The sequence below is a fragment of the Roseivivax sp. THAF30 genome (assembly GCF_009363575.1).
GTDB classification, from domain to species: Bacteria; Pseudomonadota; Alphaproteobacteria; order Rhodobacterales; family Rhodobacteraceae; genus Roseivivax; species Roseivivax halotolerans.
The window spans coordinates 157,209-173,594 of the sequence record NZ_CP045389.1 but is presented as its reverse complement, the minus strand read 5'-3'; the positions used below and the strand labels follow the sequence as shown (position 1 = coordinate 173,594).

Sequence of the window (16,386 nt, the reverse complement as noted above, 5' to 3'; positions counted from 1 at the left end):
CGTCTGGCGATCATACATGCTGAGATTGCAGCGTCGGCGCTGGCGCATCCGCGCTTTCCGCAAACGCCGGAACCTTCGCGCGATCTCGAACCGGACCGACCAGATCCGCAGCTCCGATATCCTGCTCTTCTCCACGCAGCGCAACGAAGGTGTACGCCTGCCCTATTTCCTGAAGTATTACAGGGAGATGGGGGTCGATCACTTCCTGATCGTCGACAACGATTCCACCGACGGCTCGCTCGACTATCTCGCGCGGCAGCCGGATGTCTCGGTCTGGACGACGCGTGCCAGCTACAAGCGCGCGCGCTTCGGCGTCGACTGGATGAACTGGCTGCAGATGAAATACGGGCACGACCACTGGTGCCTGACGGTCGATCCCGATGAGCTGTTTCTCTACCCGTTCTGTGACACGCGTCCGATCCGGGCGCTGACAGATTGGCTCGATGCCTCTTCGATCAAGTCCTTCGGAGCGATGCTTCTCGACATGTATCCCAAGGGCCGTATCGACGCCGCGCCCTACAGCCCCGGCCAGGATCCGCTCGAGATCGCGTCTTGGTTCGACGCCGGCAATTACACGATCTCGAAGAACCCTCGCTTCGGAAACCTGTGGATTCAGGGCGGCCCCCGCGCGCGCATGTTCTTCACCGAGGAGCCCGCGCGCGCACCCGCGCTCAACAAGATCCCGCTGGTCAAATGGAACCGGCGCTACGCGTATGTCAGCTCCACCCACAACCTGCTTCCGCGCGGCCTGAACCTCGTCTACGACGAGTGGGGCGGCGAGAAGGCGAGCGGGGTTCTTCTGCACACGAAGTTCCTCGACACGTTCTCGGTGAAGGCCGAAGAAGAGCTGGACCGCCGGCAGCATTACGGCGGCTCCAAGGAATATATCGCCTATGCCGAGGGGCTGAAGGATAACCCCGACCTCTGGTGCAAGTGGTCCGAGAAATACATCAACTGGCGCCAACTCGAGATTCTGGGCCTCATGTCCAAGGGCAACTGGGCATGAGCGTCGGGATCGTGATGCTGGTCCATACCGCGCTCGGGCGCGCCGAGCAGGTCGCCCGCCACTGGACCGCCGCGGGCTGCCCCGTGGTCATCCATGTCGACAGCAAGGTGCCGAAAGCCGCTTACGAAACGTTCCGGGACGCGCTCGAGATCGATCCGATGATCCGCTTCTCGCGCCGGTATCGATGCGAATGGGGCAGTTGGGCGCTCGTGCAGGCCAGCCAGGATGCCAGCGAGATGATGCTCGCGGCCCATCCCGACGTGCGCCATGTCTACCTCGCTTCGGGCTCCTGCCTGCCGCTGCGTCCCGTCGAGGAGCTGATCGCCTATCTTGCAGAACGGCCCCGGACCGATTTCATCGAGAGCGCGACAACGGCGGATGTGCCCTGGACGGTCGGCGGGCTCGATGAGGAGCGCTTCACCATGCGCTTTCCGTTCTCCTGGCGGAGGCAGCGCTATCTCTTCGACCGGTTCGTGGAATTGCAGCGCGCGGTCGGCTACCGCCGCCGTATCCCTACCGGTATCGTGCCGCACATGGGCAGCCAATGGTGGTGCCTCACGCGCCAAACGCTGACAGCGATCCTGCAAGACCCCAAGCGCCAGAAGTATGATGCGTATTTCCGCTCCGTCTGGATCCCGGACGAGTCCTATTTCCAGACGCTTGCGCGGCTCTACTCGACCAATATCGAGAGCCGGTCCCTGACGCTGTCGAAATTCGATTTCCAGGGCAAACCGCATATTTTCTACGACGATCACCTCCAGCTTCTGCGGCGGTCGGATTGCTTCGTCGCCCGCAAGATCTGGCCCCATGCGGAACGGATCTACGACGCCTTCCTGACCGATGCGGCCCGCCAGAAAAACCGCATGGAACCCAATCCCGGCAAGATCGACCGCATCTTCGCCCGCGCCGTGGACCGCCGGACGCGGGGGCGCGCCGGTCTCTACATGCAATCGCGCTATCCCAACATGGGCTGGGAGAATGGCGTGACTGCCGGCAAATACTCCGTCTTCCAAGGCTTCGCCGAGCTGTTCCAAGGCTTCGAGCCTTGGCTTGCCAAGGCCACCGGCGCCCAGGTTCACGGGCATCTCTTCGCGCCAGAGCGTGCGGAGTTCGCAGGTGGTCAGCGTATCCTGAACGGGGCGCTTTCCGACTGTGCCGCGCTGCGGGACTACGACCCCCGCGCCTTTCTGACGAACCTGATCTGGAACACACGCGGCGAGCGACAGTGCTTTCAGTTCGGGCCCGCCGACAATACCAAGATCAACTGGCAGATCTCGCGCGATCCCAACGCGCAATTCTCGGTAATCTCCGGCGCCTGGGCAGTGCCGCTCTTCAAGTCGAACCGCGACTTCGCGGATCTGCGGCAGGAGGCGGCGGCGCTGCAGAAGATCGAGGCGAAGATGCTGGACGAGCTGCGCTCTCCCGACGCCAAGGCGCGTATCCGCATCTGGACGATGGCGGAGTTCATCGAGGCCCCGATGGAGCCGTTGCAGCTCATCATCGACGAGATCGGCCAGCGCCCGTCACGCCGGCTGACCGAGGCGCCGCGGCTCGAGGATCTGACCGGCTTCGGTCAGTTCCTGCAGAACCTCAAGAACCACGGGATGCACCCCTACCTGATGGGCGACTTCCCGGTCGATCCCGCGCCGCGGCACGGCCAGAGGCCGCAGCGCAAACCCTACCTGGTGAAGAAATAGGTCCCGATGAGCGAACGTTTCGACTATTTCGTGGTGTTCGCGGAGATGCGGACCGGATCCAACTTTCTCGAGACGAACCTGAACGCCTTGCCCGCGATCACCTGCCACGGCGAGGCGTTCAATCCGCATTTCATCGGCTATCCCAATTCCGAAGAGATCCTCGGCATCACCCGTGACGAGCGTGACCGGAAGCCCGAGCGGCTCTTGCAGCAGATCCGCAGGGCGACACAGGGCATGGGCGGTTTCCGCTATTTCCACGACCATGATCCGCGCGTGCTGGACGCGATCCTGGCAGATCCGCGCTGCGCGAAGATCGTGCTGACCCGCAATCCGGTCGAGTCCTACGTCAGCTGGAAGATCGCGCAGCAGACGGGTCAGTGGAAACTGACCAATGTCCGCAGGCGCGTGGAAGAGAAAGCGATCTTCAAACCCGACGAGTTCGAGCGACATTTGGCCGAATTGCAGGGCTTCCAAACGACGATCCTGAACGCGCTCCAGAAGGCGGGGCAGACGGCCTTCTACCTCGCCTACGAAGATCTGCAGGATCTGGACGTGATGAACGGTCTGGCCGCCTGGCTCGGTGTGCCCGACCGGCTCGAGGCGCTGGACCGGTCGCTGAAGGTTCAAAACCCCAAGCCGCTCTCCGAGAAGGTGGCGAACTTCAAGGAGATGGAAGAGGCGCTCATCCGGCTCGACGGATTCAACCTCGCGCGCACGCCGAACTTCGAGCCCCGCCGGGGACCGCTTGTGCCGAGCTACGTGGCGGCTGCAGACTCGGCTCTCCTCTACATGCCGATCCGCTCGGGCCCCGAGGCGAGCGTCCTGCATTGGCTGGCGCGGCTCGACTCGGTCGCGGAAGACGCGCTTCTCACCAAGTTCAGCCAGAACAGCCTGCGCCAATGGAAGCGCGAACGGCCCGGCCACCGCAGCTTCACCGTGATCCGCCATCCGCTGGCCCGCGCACATGACGCCTTCTGCAGCAAGATCCTCGCTACGGGCCCCGGATCATTCGGCAAGATCCGCGCGCATCTCATCAAGGCCTACGATCTTCCGCTGAAGGACGACCAGTCCGCCTATACGCTCGAGGATCACCGCGAGGCCTTCACCGGCTTCCTGCGCTTCTGCAAGGCGAACCTCTCCGGCCAGACCCCGATCCGCGTCGACGGACATTGGGCGAGCCAAAGCCAGACGCTTGTCGGAATGGCGGATTTCACCTTTCCGGACATAGTCGTGCGCGAGGAAGAAATGAGTGTCTTCCTGCCAGCTTTGGCGATGCAGGTTGGGCATACGGCGCCGCCCGACCCGGTGGCGCAGGCCACGGATGCCCCGTTCGGCCTCGCGCAGATCTACGACGATACGCTCGAGGAACTGGCGCAGGACGCCTATTCCCGCGACTATACGATGTTCGGTTTTTCAGATTGGGGCTGACCGGCCGCGCTCAGGCGGCTTGGACGGACTGCGCCTCGGTCAGGATGGTATAGAGCTTCGCCGGATCGGGATTTGCCCGGAGCTTGTCGCAGAAGGCCGGATTACGCAACGTCCGGCTGACAAGCGCCAGCGCCTTCAGATGCTCGACCCCTGCATCTTCCGGTGCGAAAAGACCGAAGATCACGTCGACCGGCTGCCGGTCGATCGCGTTGAAGTCGACGGGCTTTTCGAGAAGCAGGAACGCGCCTTTGACCTCATTGATGCCGTCGAGGCGCGCATGCGGCAGCGCGACGCCGTGGCCAACGCCCGTGCAGCCAAGGCTTTCGCGCTCGATCAGCGCCTCGACCACGCCGGAGGCCGGCAGGTCATAAGCGCTTTCGACCACGTCGGCGAGATCGTGCATGACGCGTTTCTTGCTCGATGACGCGCTGAACACTTTCACCGCCTGCGGGACCAGGAGATCGACGAATTTCATGTATCTCGACTTTTCTGCTCAGACGTTAGATCGCTTCAGGTGATCTGCCGTAGTACCGTGTCACGGGTCGATCCAGCCGATATTCCCGTCGTCTCTGCGGTATACAACGTTAACACCGTCTTTCTTGTCGTTCCGGAACACGAGCACCGGTGCGCCTGCGAGTTCCATCTGCATGACCGCCTCACCCACGGAGAGCGAAGGAATCTTGGTTTCCATTTCGGCGACGATGATCGGCTGAAGCGAGTCAGGCTCAGCGGTGTCGTCGGCGTCTTCTGATCCGGCGAGGATATACGAAGAAGCGCCAATGAGTTCAACCGGGGTCGTCCGTTCCTTGTGGTGATCCTTCAGGCGGCGCTTGTAGCGACGCAGCTGCTTGTCCATCTTCTCGATCGTAGCGTCGAAAGATCCATATATTTCAGGGGCTTTCCCCTTGGCCGTGCAGGTCAGCCCGGTAGACAGGTGGACTGTGGCTTCGCAGACATGCTCATGGCCGGACTTGGAAAACACCACCATCGCGTCGGTGGGGCGACCGGCATACTTTTCGACCACATTGCCCAGTTCGGTCTGAACATGGGTCTGCAGAGCTGCACCGATGTCGATTTGTTTTCCGGAAATCTGGTAGCGCATGAGGTGTTGTCCTTCTTATGGGAGGCACGACCCGTCCGGTCGATTGCGATCGATCTCTAGGAAACGAACGGGGCAAATGCCGGAACATGATGCCGGCGCGGCGGCTTGTGAGCGGCACTCCCTTTGGCAAGGGTCCTCTGGTTCGAAACTGCGAAGGCGCGCGGCATCATGAAACTATTTGAGGGCAGAGCCGGGGGGGCTGTCAATCGAATCCGGCGCGTTTTCGCTGGGCGTTCGATCAGCCGATCTTGAAGCTGTCGCCGAGATAGACGCGGCGCACATTCTCGTTGCGAACAACCTCGTCGGGCGAGCCCGACATCAGGACCTGTCCATCGTGCAGGATGTAGGCGCGATCCACGATCTCGAGCGTTTCGCGCACGTTGTGGTCGGTGATGAGAACACCGAGGCCCCGTGTCTTGAGATCCGCGACAAGAGCCCGGATATCGCCAACGCTGATCGGATCGACCCCCGCGAACGGCTCGTCGAGAAGAAGGTACTTGGGATCGGCAGCGAGACAGCGCGCAATCTCCACCCGGCGCCGCTCACCACCCGAGAGCGCAAGCGCGGGCGCACGGCGCAGATGTTCGATCGAAAACTCGGACAGCAGGTCTTCGAGACGCTCGCGCCGCCGGGAGTGGTCGTCAACCGCGATCTCGAGAATGGCCGAGATGTTGTCCTCGACCGAGAGGCCGCGAAAGATCGACATTTCCTGAGGCAGATAGCCGATACCGAGCCGGGCGCGTCGATACATCGGCAGATAGGTCGCATCGATTCCGTCGATCATCACCGAGCCGCCCTCGGGGTTCACCAGCCCGGCGATGGCGTAGAAACTGGTCGTCTTGCCCGAGCCGTTCGGACCGAGCAGCGCCACGACCTCGCCGCGCTTGAGCGACATCGAGACATCGCGGATCACCACGCGCTTCTTGTAGCTCTTGCGAAGATGCGAAACCGTCAGGCCGGCCTGACCTTCGGTGACGTTCAGCTCGGGACGGGACACCCTATTGGCCCTCGCCTTGCGGCGCTTCCTCGTCAGGTTGGAAGACGGTCCGCACGCGACCGTCCATCTGCGCCGTGCCATCGTCGAGGTTCACGACCATGCGGTCCGAGGTCAGCGCATTCTCGCCTTGCGTCAACAGCACGTTGCCGATCATGACGACCGTCCCGTCGGCGACATTGTAATCGGCGCGGTCGGCCTCTGCCGCCTCCTCACCAGAAACGAGCGTCACACCGCCCGTCGCTTCGAGACGGTCGATCTGACCTGCGCCTTCAGCGTAGACCACCAGAACCCGCGGCGCGGCGAGACGCATATCGCCCTGCCCGATCACGACATTGCCGGTATAGATCGCAGTGCCGCTCGACTGATTGACCGAAAGCTGGTCCGCACTGACCTCGACTGGCAGCGAGCTGTCCTGCTGCATGGTCCCGAACGCCACTTCCGCGCCCTGTCCGAAGGCCGCGAATGGAATGAGGCACCCCAAGAGGGCCAGAGTTCGGGTCGTCACCATAGATCGCACTCAGTCTTGTTGTTGCGGCTCGTATACCATCTGAACGCCGTCCGTGAAAAGCAGTTGCACGTCGCCCTCCTCGCCGGTCTCGGTTTCGGCAGGCAGGATCCGCATCTTGCCAGCGGTAAGACGCCCGGCCGGACCATCGGCCTCGACCGTGCCGTCGCTCTCGACGTCGATGCGATCCATCGCGGAATTCAGTGTTTCGGTCCGCACCGTGTAGCCTGTGGAGCTTTCGATGACGACGCCACCGGTCAGCCGTGTCGCCGCGGCAGAGTTGTCCATCGCCGCGCTCGGCGCGGATAGATCGATCCGGCTGCCATCCGGGAAGTCGAGCGTCGCCCCGAAGCGGTCCGCGAGCAGGTTGTTCTCCGCCTCTGGATCGGGTCGGGTCATCTCGGCGCGCATCGTGACCTCCGCGCCGTTGTCCGCAACGCCCGTATAGACCGCGCCGGTCGCGCTTTGAGATTGCCGGTCCCTGAGATCCTCGGCGGTCGACATGGGCAGATTGCGCGTCGGATCCGTGCTCCGCGCGAACAGGAACAGCGTCGACAGGAGCGCCAGGGCCAAGAAAGGCAGCAGCACCTTCAGCCCCGCAACGATCCGGCTATAGGTTCCCGCCGCGCGCGCCATGGCTCAGGAATGCGCGAAGATGTCGGTCTCGGGCCATCCGGCCAGATCGAGCTGCGCCCGCATCGGCAGGAAATCGAAGCAGGCCTGCGCCATCTCAAGGCGGCCTTCGCGCTCGAGCATCTCGTTCAGCACGTCGCGCAGGCGATGCAGATAGAGAACGTCCGACGCCGCATATTCCATCTGCGCCTCGCTCAGCGATGCTGCGCCCCAGTCGGAACTTTGTTGCTGTTTCGAGATGTCGATGCCGACAAGTTCCTGCAGCAAAGCTTTGAGCCCATGGCGGTCCGTATAGGTCCGCACGAGCCGCGAGGCGATCTTCGTGCAATAGACCGGCGCCGCAAGCGCGCCGAGCGTATTGTACATGGCCGCGATATCGAAACGGCCGAAGTGAAACAGCTTCAGCGTGTCGGGATCGGTCAGCAGCGCTTCGAGATTGGGCGCACGCGTCTGGCCGCGCTCGATCTGAACGAGATGCGCGTCGCCGTCGCCGCCCGAAAGCTGCACCACGCACAGCCGGTCGCGATGCGGGTTCAGACCCATCGTTTCGCAATCGATCGCGACCTCGGGACCGAGATCGAGGCCGTCGGGCAGATCGCCCTTGTAGAGATGGTTGGCCATTGGACCTCCGGCTCAACGCTGCGTTTGAACCGGACATAGAGGCAGCGCTTGCCTCGCGCAACGCCCGGACAGCGGCGGATCGAGGACACTCATGGCGCGAATCGGGCGAATTGTGGCGAAGTTCGGGCGAACAATGGCGCCAATACGGCTCTCTTTGTGGCGCAAATCGGAACGGTTGAGATATATGGCCGAATTTGGACGTCGAGCCTGGCGGCATTAGCAATCACGACTTCGCGCGCGGAGTCATCTCTCGGTGCTTTCGCTAAAGGCGATCAGCACAATTCTACAGTCTCGCATCAAGCCAAGAGCCTTTGCGTTAATTTTGGAAACTATACTCTGAAATTTCTGTCGAAAGCTGAGATTTCCAGAGCTTTCCGAAACAATACTTCGCGAAATTCGTTGCTCTCAAAGTGGCGACTATCGTCACGGAAAGCAGCCTCGCGGCGCAAACCCGCGCTCAACCCACGAAATCGCACACGCATAGATTGAGCTTTGCGTTGTTTTCGCAGGCCCTAACGCCACTCACGCCCTTGCAAGCGCATTGACTAAAAAAGGCCGCATTTGCATATCTTCCGGATGCAAGGGGGCGGTCCCAAAGCCGCCATCTTGTAACGAACGCACCTGGGGGTTGGTGCCTCACCTTTTGAACGCATCGCGGAGACGCGGCTGTGCAGATCGCTGTGATCTGCGCCGGTCGACGACTGCGTTCGTAAACTCGGGGACGGCAACGTGACGCTGCATATTCGGAACTCATTCTCGCTGGCAGATTTCGACCGCGACCTCGCGCGTCGCCTGCACGCGCCGCAGTCCGGCGGCCTGTATTGGCGTGCGGGCAAGCGCGCGCTGGATATCGCCCTGGTCGCAATCGCCGCGCTGCCTGCGCTTCTGATCGTGCTGCCGCTCCTTGCGCTGATCTCGCTCGACGGCAGCTCTCCGTTCTATCGCCAGAAGCGACTTGGCCGAAACGGCGAGATCTTCTGGATGTTGAAGCTCCGCTCCATGGTGCCGAACGCCCATGCGCGTCTTGCCGAGCACCTGGCGCAGGATCCGCTGGCCGCCGCGGAATGGGACCGCACCCAGAAGCTCCGCAACGACCCCCGGATCACTCCGATCGGCCGAATGATCCGCAAGACTTCACTCGACGAGTTGCCGCAGCTCTGGAACGTGCTGACGGGCGATATGTCGATTGTCGGCCCGCGCCCGATCATGGTGGAACAGGCAGAACTCTATCCGGGCTCTGCCTATTACGCGATGCGTCCCGGGATCACCGGGTTCTGGCAAACCTCCGTCCGCAACGAGTCGAGCTTCGTCGAACGGGCGAGCTTCGATGCGAGCTACCTGCGCGAATTGTCCTTCGCGACCGATCTGTCGGTGATGCTGCGGACCGTGCGAGTCGTCATCAAGGGCACTGGCTGCTGATCAGGCGCGGCGCGACTGCGCCGCTTCCCTCAGGAGCGTCATCAGCTCGTCAAGCAGCTTGATCGCGCGCTCGTCGGTCAAGCGATCCTCGTCGTCCCAATGCTGGGACGTGTTGCCCACCATCACCTCAGGCCCCGGCAGCAAATAGGGGCGGAACGGGTTGAGACACAGCCGGGCCATGTTCTGCGACCGCTCGCCTCCTGCGCGCCCGGCAGCCGAGGATATCAGCGCGACCGGCTTGTCCCGCCAGGGATTGCCCTCCGTCCTGCTGATCCAGTCCAGCGCGTTCTTCAGGACGCCGGAGATGCCCTTGTTGTATTCGGGTGTCGATATCACGACGGCATCCGCCTCTGCAATCTGGTCCGCCAGAAGCTGCACCGGCGCCGGTATGCCCTCACCGTCTTCGATGTCCCCATCGTAAACCGGAAAGACGATATCCGCGATGGTCACCTCGGCCGGCCCGAAGCGGCGCGCGGCTTCAGCGGCCAATTTGCGGTTGGTGGAGGCCGCGCGGAGAGAGCCGGAAATCGTGAGCAGCTTCAATTCGGACATGAATAGGACGATCCTTCGTGGTGCGGTGCGTTCCGCGCAGGAGCTACAACGAAAACACGCCGCGGCAAGCCGCGGCGTGTTCCTGTACGTTTCACCAAAGGTGCGTGATCAAGTCGTCGGCAGGATCACGATCTCGACGCGGCGGTTCTGCGCGCGGCCTTCGGGCGTGAGGTTCGACGCAACCGGCTGGTCCTCGCCACGTCCGATCGACGAGACACGGAAGCTCGGCACGCCGTTCGAAGTCAGGATGGAGGCCACTGCCTGCGCGCGGCGCTGCGAAAGACCCTGGTTGTAGGACGCATCGCCGGTATTGTCGGTGTGACCGATCACCTGGACGTTGGTGTCCGGGTATTGCTGCAGGTTCCGCGCCACGGCGATCAGGTCGCCCTGGATCGAGGGGCTGACCGCGGTCGAGTCGGTCGCGAACAGGATGTTCTGCGGCAGCGTCACGATGAGACGGTCACCGGTGTTCTGGATGTCGATATTGTTGTTGCCGATCTGCTGGCGCAGCGCGGCTTCCTGCTTATCGAGCTCGTTGCCGACAATCGCGCCACCGGCCGCACCGATAAGGGCGCCCGCAGCGGCGTTGCGGCGACGCTCTTCGGGATCGTTGCCCGCGGCGGCACCGGCAAGCGCGCCGACACCGGCACCGATCAACGCGCCGGTTTGCGCCTGGCGGTTGGGGTTATTGGGATCGTTCAGCGGCGCGCAAGCAGTGATGGCAATCAGGCTTGCAGCCGACAGGATCAGGGAAGTCTTTGCTCGGATCATTAGGTCCTCGTCCGTTTGACGTTTTTCGTCGGAATGACACGCTGGTCATAGCGCGCATGCCACGTGTTATCCAAAAACATTGCCGAAAGCATAGGCGGGGCTCCGCCGACACCGGCGTCACGCGTCGGCCCGCACCGATTCCCAGGCGAGGATCGCGCGCTTGACCGGCAGACCCCAGTGATAGCCGCCCAGCGCTCCGCTTTTCCGAAGCGCACGGTGACATGGGATCAGCAGGGAGATCGGATTGCGCCCGACCGCCGTTCCGACCGCGCGCACAGCCTTGGGATGGCCGATCGCCGCGGCGATCTCGGAATAGGTGGTCACGTGGCCGGAGGGAACCTGCATCAGTGCCTCCCAGACCTTGATCTGGAACGGCGCGCCGATGAAATGCAGAGGCACCTCACCGCCCTGCCCGAAGATCGCCTCGGCCTTAGGCATAATGCGCGCGGCATCCTCGGTGTAGCGTGCATCCGGCCAGCGAGACCTCAGATCCTCGAACGCGGCCGCCTCACCGGCCTCGGCGGTGAAGGCGATACCGCAGATGCCGCGATCCGTCGCCATCAGGAGCGCCGGGCCGAACGGACTGTCAGCCATACCCCAAGTGATGTTGAGACCCGCGCCGCCCTTGGCGAAATCGCCCGGGCTCATCGCCTCCCAGCGCATGAAGAGATCGTGCAGCCGCCCGGTGCCAGACAGCCCCGACGCATGGGCTGCCTCGAGCGTCGTGAACCGCTCGCGCAGAAGCGCCTTGGCATGGCCGAGCGTCAGGTATTGCTGGTAGCGCTTCGGGCTGACCCCGGCCCATTCCGAAAAGACGCGCTGGAAATGCGCGGGGCTCATCTGCATCTCGCGCGCCAGATCGTCGAGCCGCGCGCCGGGACCGAGCTCGTCCACGAGCACGATCGCCCGGCGCATGACCTCGAAATGGTAGGCGCTGCGGCCTGCGATAGGGGTCTGATCGGTCATTGTCGTGGCTCCGCGTGTCTCCTGCGCCCCTTTTTACAGCGGCCGCGCCTGTCCCGGCGACCCGATTGTTGCGTATCCGTCAGGCAGCGGGCAAGAGAAGCGGGATGGCCAAGCAGCTCGACTACAAGACGATCCGCGAGATCTTCCGCCGATTCCATGAAGCGGAGCCCGAGCCCAAGGGCGAGCTCGAGCATGTGAACGCCTATACGCTCGTGGTCGCGGTCGCGCTCTCGGCACAGGCGACCGATGCGGGGGTGAACAAGGCGACCCGCGCCCTTTTCGAGATCGCCGACACGCCCGAGAAGATGCTGGCACTCGGCGAAGAGGGGGTGATCGAGCATATCAAGACGATTGGCCTGTATCGGAACAAGGCCAAGAATGTCATCAAGCTGAGCCGCATTCTGGTCGAGCAATATGACGGCGTTGTGCCGAATTCCCGCGCCGCTCTTGAAAGCTTGCCGGGTGTCGGACGCAAGACCGCGAACGTCGTGCTCAACATGTGGTGGCGCTACCCGGCGCAGGCGGTCGACACGCATATCTTCCGTCTCGGCAATCGCTCGGGCATAGCGCCCGGGAAGGATGTCGTCGCCGTCGAGCGGGCCATCGAGGACAATGTGCCCGCCGATTACCAACTTCACGCCCATCACTGGATGATCCTGCACGGGCGATACACCTGCGTCGCGCGCAAGCCGAAATGCCCCGCCTGCCTGATCCGCGACCTCTGCCAATTCGAGGACAAGACCTTATGAGCAAGACCTACCAGGTTGCCGGGATCGGCAACGCCATCGTCGACGTGCTGACCCGGGCCGAGGACAGCTTCCTCGACAATATGGGCATCGAGAAGGGCATCATGCAGCTCGTTGAGCGGGAACGGGCCGAGGTTCTCTACGGTGCGATGGAAGGCCGCGTGCAGGCACCGGGCGGCTCGGTCGCGAACACGCTCGCGGGCCTTGGAAATCTTGGCCTGCGCACGGCCTTTGTCGGCCGTGTGAAAGATGACGGACTGGGCCGCTTCTACGCCGAGGAGATGGAGAAAATCGGCACCGCGTTCGTCAATCCGCCGAAAGCCGAAGGCGAGTTGCCGACATCGCGATCGATGATCTTCGTCTCGCCCGACGGGGAGCGGTCGATGAACACCTATCTCGGGATCTCCGCCGAGCTTGGCCCCGACGATGTGGATGAGAGCGTGGCCGCAGACGCGGAGGTGGTCTTCCTCGAGGGCTATCTCTTCGACAAGGACAAGGGCAAGGATGCCTTCCAGAAGATGGCGCGCGCCTGCCGCAACGCCGGGGGCCGCGCAGGGATCGCGATCTCCGATCCGTTCTGCGTGGAACGGCATCGCGAGGATTTCCTGCGGCTCATCGAACACGACCTCGATTACGTGATCGGCAACGAGGCCGAGATCCGGGCGCTGTATCAGAACGATGATCTCGATGCAGATCTCGCGGCCGTCGCCGCGATCTGCCCCTTGGTGATCTGCACCCGCTCGGGTCATGGATGCTCGATTATCCGCGACGGCGTGCGCACGGATGTGCCGGTGGAGCATATCACGCCCGTCGATGCGACCGGCGCGGGCGACCAGTTCGCCGCTGGCTTCCTCTATGGGCTCGTCACCGGGGCGGATATGGAGATTGCGGGCAAGATGGGCCACGCCGCCGCGCGCGAGGTGATCAGCCATATGGGGCCGCGTCCGGAGACGTCGCTCCCCGATCTCTTCCGCCAGCACGGGCTGATGAGCTAGAGCGAGGGGGCCGGCTGCCCCCTCGCGCTCCCCCGCCGGTATTTCTCCCAATCCAAAGAGTGTGGCGTGGCGCTCAAGCTCGCCGGGATCGTATCCCGTGGCAGGCTCATGCCGCGACCTGTCCGGCTGCGCGTTTCAATGCGCCTCGGCCCAGTTCGCGCCTTGTCCGGCATCGACGACAAGCGGCACGTCGAGCTTCAGAACCGGATCGGTCGCGCCTTCCATGACGGCGCGCGCTGCGTCGACCAGCTCGTCGACGGAATCTTCGGCCACCTCGAAGATCAGCTCGTCATGCACCTGCAACAGCATCCGGGCCGGCAGGTTCGCGATCGCGTCCGGCATCCGCACCATGGCGCGCCGGATGATGTCAGCCGCAGTGCCCTGAATGGGCGCGTTGATCGCGGCACGGCGGGCGAAGCCGGCGCGCGGACCGCTCGCGCTGATCTCGGGCGTATGGATGACCCGGCCGAACAGGGTCTCGACGCGCTTGTGCTCCTTGGCGAACGCGGTCGTCTCGTTCATGTAATCCTTGATGCCGGGAAAGCGCTCGAAATAACGGTCGATGAAACCCTGCGCTTCGGCGCGCGGGATACGCAGGTTCCGTGCAAGGCCGAAGCCTGAAATCCCGTAGATCACGCCGAAATTGATCGCCTTGGCCTGACGGCGCACCTCGGGCGTCATCTCATCGAGCGGCACTCCGAACATCTCCGATGCGGTGGCGGCGTGAATGTCCTGCCCGTCGCGGAAGGCCTCTTTCAGCGCGTCGATCCCGGCGATATGCGCGAGGATCCTGAGCTCGATCTGGGAATAGTCGAGGCTGACGAGCACCTTCCCCTCCTCGGCGATGAAGGCCTCGCGGATGCGGCGCCCTTCCTCGGAGCGGACGGGAATGTTCTGCAAGTTCGGATCGGTCGAGGCGAGCCGCCCGGTGCTTGCCCCGGAAATCACGTAGGAGGTATGCACCCGCCCCGTCTCGGGATGGATATGCTCCTGCAGCGCGTCGGTATAGGTCGATTTCAGCTTCGAGAGCTGCCGCCAGTCGAGAACCCGGGCGGGCAGATCGTGTTCGGTCGCCAGATCCTCGAGCACGTCCGCGCCCGTGGCATAGGCGCCGGTCTTGCCCTTCTTGCCGCCCTCGAGCCCCATCTTGTCGAAGAGGATCTCTCCAAGCTGCTTGGGGCTGCCGACGTTGAACTTCTCGCCTGCAAGCTCATGGATCTCCTCCTCGAGCGCCGCCATTTTCTGGGCAAAGGCCCCTGACATGCGCGAGAGCGTGTTGCGGTCGACCTTGATGCCGGCACGTTCCATGTCCGCGAGAACCGGAACGAGCGGGCGCTCCATCGTCTCGTAGACGCGGGTGACGCGTGCGCGATGGAGCTGCGGTTTGAAAAGGTGCCACAGGCGCAGAGTGATGTCCGCATCCTCTGCGGCATACTTGGTCGCATCGTCGATGGGCACGCGGTCGAAGGTGATCTGGCTCTTGCCGGTGCCGATGATCTCCTTGATCGGAATGGGCTGATGGCCGAGATACCGCTCGGCGAGCTGATCCATCCCGTGCCCGTGCAAGCCCCCATGCATCGCGTAGGACATGAGCATGGTATCATCGATCGGCGCGACATCGATGCCGACCCGGGCCAGGATCTTGGCATCGTATTTCACGTTCTGGCCGATTTTCATGACGCTCGGATCTTCCAGAAGCGGCTTCAGCATCGCAAGCGCCTCGTCCCGGTCCATCTGTCCGTCCAGCAGCGCGTCCGAAGTGAAGAGATCGCCATCATCCTTGGCCCGGTGGAGAAGCGGAAGATAGCCCGCCGTCCCGGCCTCGATGCAGAAGGACAGGCCGACAAGCGCGACCCGCATCTCGTCAAGGCCGGTCGTTTCAGTGTCGAACGCGATGTGCCCCCGCTCGAACGCGGCGTCGATCCAGGTCTGCAGCGTCTCTACATCACGGATCGTCGTGTAGCTCGCCTCGGCGAAATCCGGCTGTTCGGGCGCGTCCCCGGCATCGGCGGCTTCGGGCGCTGTCTCGGGGATGACCGGCGCCTCCTCGCCCAGCGTCTCGGCGATGCGGCGCGAGAGGCTGCGAAACTCCATCTCCGCGAGAAAACCCAGCAGCGTGTCCGGATCGGGGTCGCGCAGTTCGAGATCCTCGAGCGTGAAATCGAGCGGCGTGTCGAGATCGAGCTGCACCAGGCGCTTCGAAAGCTCGATCTGCTCGCGCTTTTCGATCAGCGTCTCGCGGCGCTTGGGCTGCTTGATCTCTTCGGCACGATCCAAAAGGTCTTCGAGCGTGCCGTACTCGTTGATCAGAAGTGCCGCCGTCTTGATCCCGATCCCCGGAGCGCCGGGCACATTGTCGACGCTGTCGCCCGCAAGCGCCTGCACGTCCACCACCCGTTCGGGCGCGACGCCGAACTTTTCCATCACGCCCTCGCGGTCGATCACCCGGTTCTTCATCGCGTCGAACATCTCGACGCCGTCACCGACGAGTTGCATGAGATCCTTGTCCGAGGAGACGATCGTGACGCGGCCGCCCGCGTCGCGCGCCTGGCAGGCGAGCGTTCCGATGATGTCGTCGGCCTCGTAGCCTTCGACTTCCTTGCAGGCGATGTTGAAAGCCTCGGTCGCGCGGCGCGTCAGCGGAATCTGCGGGCGCAGATCCTCCGGCATCTCGTCGCGGTTGGCCTTGTACTGATCGTAAAGATCATTGCGGAAGGTATGGCTGCCCTTGTCGAAGATCACCGCGATATGGGTGGGCGCATCGCGTCCGTGATCCTTCGCTATGTAGCGGCGCAGCATGTCGCAGAAACCCTGCACCGCGCCCACCGGCAGCCCGTCCGACTTGCGCGTCAGCGGCGGCAGGGCATGGAAGGCGCGGAAGATGAAGGCCGAGCCGTCGATCAGATGCAGATGAGAGCCTTTGCCGAAACTCATGGGCGCCGCCTTCC

16 protein-coding genes are annotated in these 16,386 nt (G+C 63.3%); 6 read left to right on the top strand and 10 right to left on the bottom strand.

All coding sequences use genetic code 11. From position 1 onward, the window contains the following. Positions 1 to 16: 16 nt before the first annotated feature. The 3 genes from FIU91_RS00720 to FIU91_RS00710 are packed head-to-tail and all read left to right on the top strand — an operon-like array spanning position 17 to position 4,131. A complete protein-coding gene (locus FIU91_RS00720; RefSeq protein WP_172974887.1) occupies positions 17 to 1,006 on the top strand; it encodes a glycosyltransferase family 2 protein in 990 nt (329 codons plus the stop codon). Then, the gene (locus FIU91_RS00715; RefSeq protein WP_152461032.1) at positions 1,003 to 2,703 is read left to right on the top strand and encodes a beta-1,6-N-acetylglucosaminyltransferase; all 1,701 of its coding nucleotides are present in this window, start codon (positions 1,003 to 1,005) and stop codon (positions 2,701 to 2,703) included. Before FIU91_RS00720 ends, FIU91_RS00715 begins: the two co-directional genes overlap by 4 nt. Positions 2,704 to 2,709: 6 nt before the next feature. Next, a complete protein-coding gene (locus tag FIU91_RS00710; protein WP_152461031.1) occupies positions 2,710 to 4,131 on the top strand; it encodes a sulfotransferase family 2 domain-containing protein in 1,422 nt (473 codons plus the stop codon). 10 nt (positions 4,132 to 4,141) lie between these two features. Here FIU91_RS00710 and FIU91_RS00705 read toward each other — a convergent pair whose 3' ends face one another. The 6 genes from FIU91_RS00705 to FIU91_RS00680 form a co-directional block, all read right to left on the bottom strand. Beyond that, positions 4,142 to 4,606, bottom strand: coding sequence for a PTS sugar transporter subunit IIA (locus FIU91_RS00705; protein WP_093011985.1), 465 nt, complete (start codon positions 4,604 to 4,606; stop codon positions 4,142 to 4,144). 60 nt (positions 4,607 to 4,666) lie between these two features. Then, complete coding sequence (hpf, locus tag FIU91_RS00700; protein WP_093011984.1) at positions 4,667 to 5,233, bottom strand: ribosome hibernation-promoting factor, HPF/YfiA family; 567 nt, start codon at positions 5,231 to 5,233, stop codon at positions 4,667 to 4,669. 238 nt (positions 5,234 to 5,471) lie between these two features. Further along, a complete protein-coding gene (gene lptB / locus FIU91_RS00695) occupies positions 5,472 to 6,230 on the bottom strand; it encodes an LPS export ABC transporter ATP-binding protein (protein ID WP_093011983.1) in 759 nt (252 codons plus the stop codon). A 1-nt stretch (position 6,231) separates the two neighbouring features. Beyond that, positions 6,232 to 6,738, bottom strand: coding sequence for a lipopolysaccharide transport periplasmic protein LptA (gene lptA / locus FIU91_RS00690; RefSeq protein WP_152461030.1), 507 nt, complete (start codon positions 6,736 to 6,738; stop codon positions 6,232 to 6,234). A 9-nt stretch (positions 6,739 to 6,747) separates the two neighbouring features. Continuing rightward, positions 6,748 to 7,371 carry an LPS export ABC transporter periplasmic protein LptC gene (lptC, locus tag FIU91_RS00685; protein ID WP_152461029.1) on the bottom strand — a complete coding sequence of 208 codons (624 nt, stop codon included), beginning with the start codon at positions 7,369 to 7,371 and terminating at the stop codon, positions 6,748 to 6,750. A gap of 3 nt (positions 7,372 to 7,374) precedes the next feature. After that, entirely contained in the window at positions 7,375 to 7,989 is a 615-nt protein-coding gene (locus tag FIU91_RS00680) for a ribonuclease D (RefSeq protein WP_152461028.1), read from the bottom strand. A gap of 729 nt (positions 7,990 to 8,718) precedes the next feature. Here FIU91_RS00680 and FIU91_RS00675 point away from each other — a divergent pair. Further along, positions 8,719 to 9,408 (top strand): sugar transferase, encoded by a 690-nt coding sequence (locus tag FIU91_RS00675; RefSeq protein ID WP_371418225.1) that lies wholly within the window; start codon positions 8,719 to 8,721, stop codon positions 9,406 to 9,408. Here FIU91_RS00675 and FIU91_RS00670 read toward each other — a convergent pair whose 3' ends face one another. The 3 genes from FIU91_RS00670 to FIU91_RS00660 form a co-directional block, all read right to left on the bottom strand. After that, on the bottom strand, positions 9,409 to 9,960 hold the full coding sequence (locus FIU91_RS00670; protein ID WP_152461027.1) for an NADPH-dependent FMN reductase: 552 nt from the start codon (positions 9,958 to 9,960) through the stop codon (positions 9,409 to 9,411). 108 nt (positions 9,961 to 10,068) lie between these two features. Then, positions 10,069 to 10,731 (bottom strand): OmpA family protein, encoded by a 663-nt coding sequence (locus FIU91_RS00665; RefSeq protein ID WP_152461026.1) that lies wholly within the window; start codon positions 10,729 to 10,731, stop codon positions 10,069 to 10,071. Between the two features lie 117 nt (positions 10,732 to 10,848). Then, on the bottom strand, positions 10,849 to 11,697 hold the full coding sequence (locus FIU91_RS00660; protein ID WP_152461025.1) for a bifunctional helix-turn-helix domain-containing protein/methylated-DNA--[protein]-cysteine S-methyltransferase: 849 nt from the start codon (positions 11,695 to 11,697) through the stop codon (positions 10,849 to 10,851). A 104-nt stretch (positions 11,698 to 11,801) separates the two neighbouring features. Here FIU91_RS00660 and nth point away from each other — a divergent pair, with 104 nt between their 5' ends. Further along, positions 11,802 to 12,446, top strand: coding sequence for an endonuclease III (nth, locus tag FIU91_RS00655; RefSeq protein WP_152461024.1), 645 nt, complete (start codon positions 11,802 to 11,804; stop codon positions 12,444 to 12,446). After that, positions 12,443 to 13,438, top strand: coding sequence for an adenosine kinase (locus FIU91_RS00650; protein ID WP_152461023.1), 996 nt, complete (start codon positions 12,443 to 12,445; stop codon positions 13,436 to 13,438). The genes nth and FIU91_RS00650 overlap by 4 nt, the downstream gene beginning before the upstream one ends. 135 nt (positions 13,439 to 13,573) lie before the next feature. On the opposite strand, the gene polA is transcribed toward FIU91_RS00650, so the two are convergent. Next, positions 13,574 to 16,372 (bottom strand): DNA polymerase I, encoded by a 2,799-nt coding sequence (polA, locus tag FIU91_RS00645; RefSeq protein ID WP_152461022.1) that lies wholly within the window; start codon positions 16,370 to 16,372, stop codon positions 13,574 to 13,576. Positions 16,373 to 16,386 lie beyond the last annotated feature (14 nt).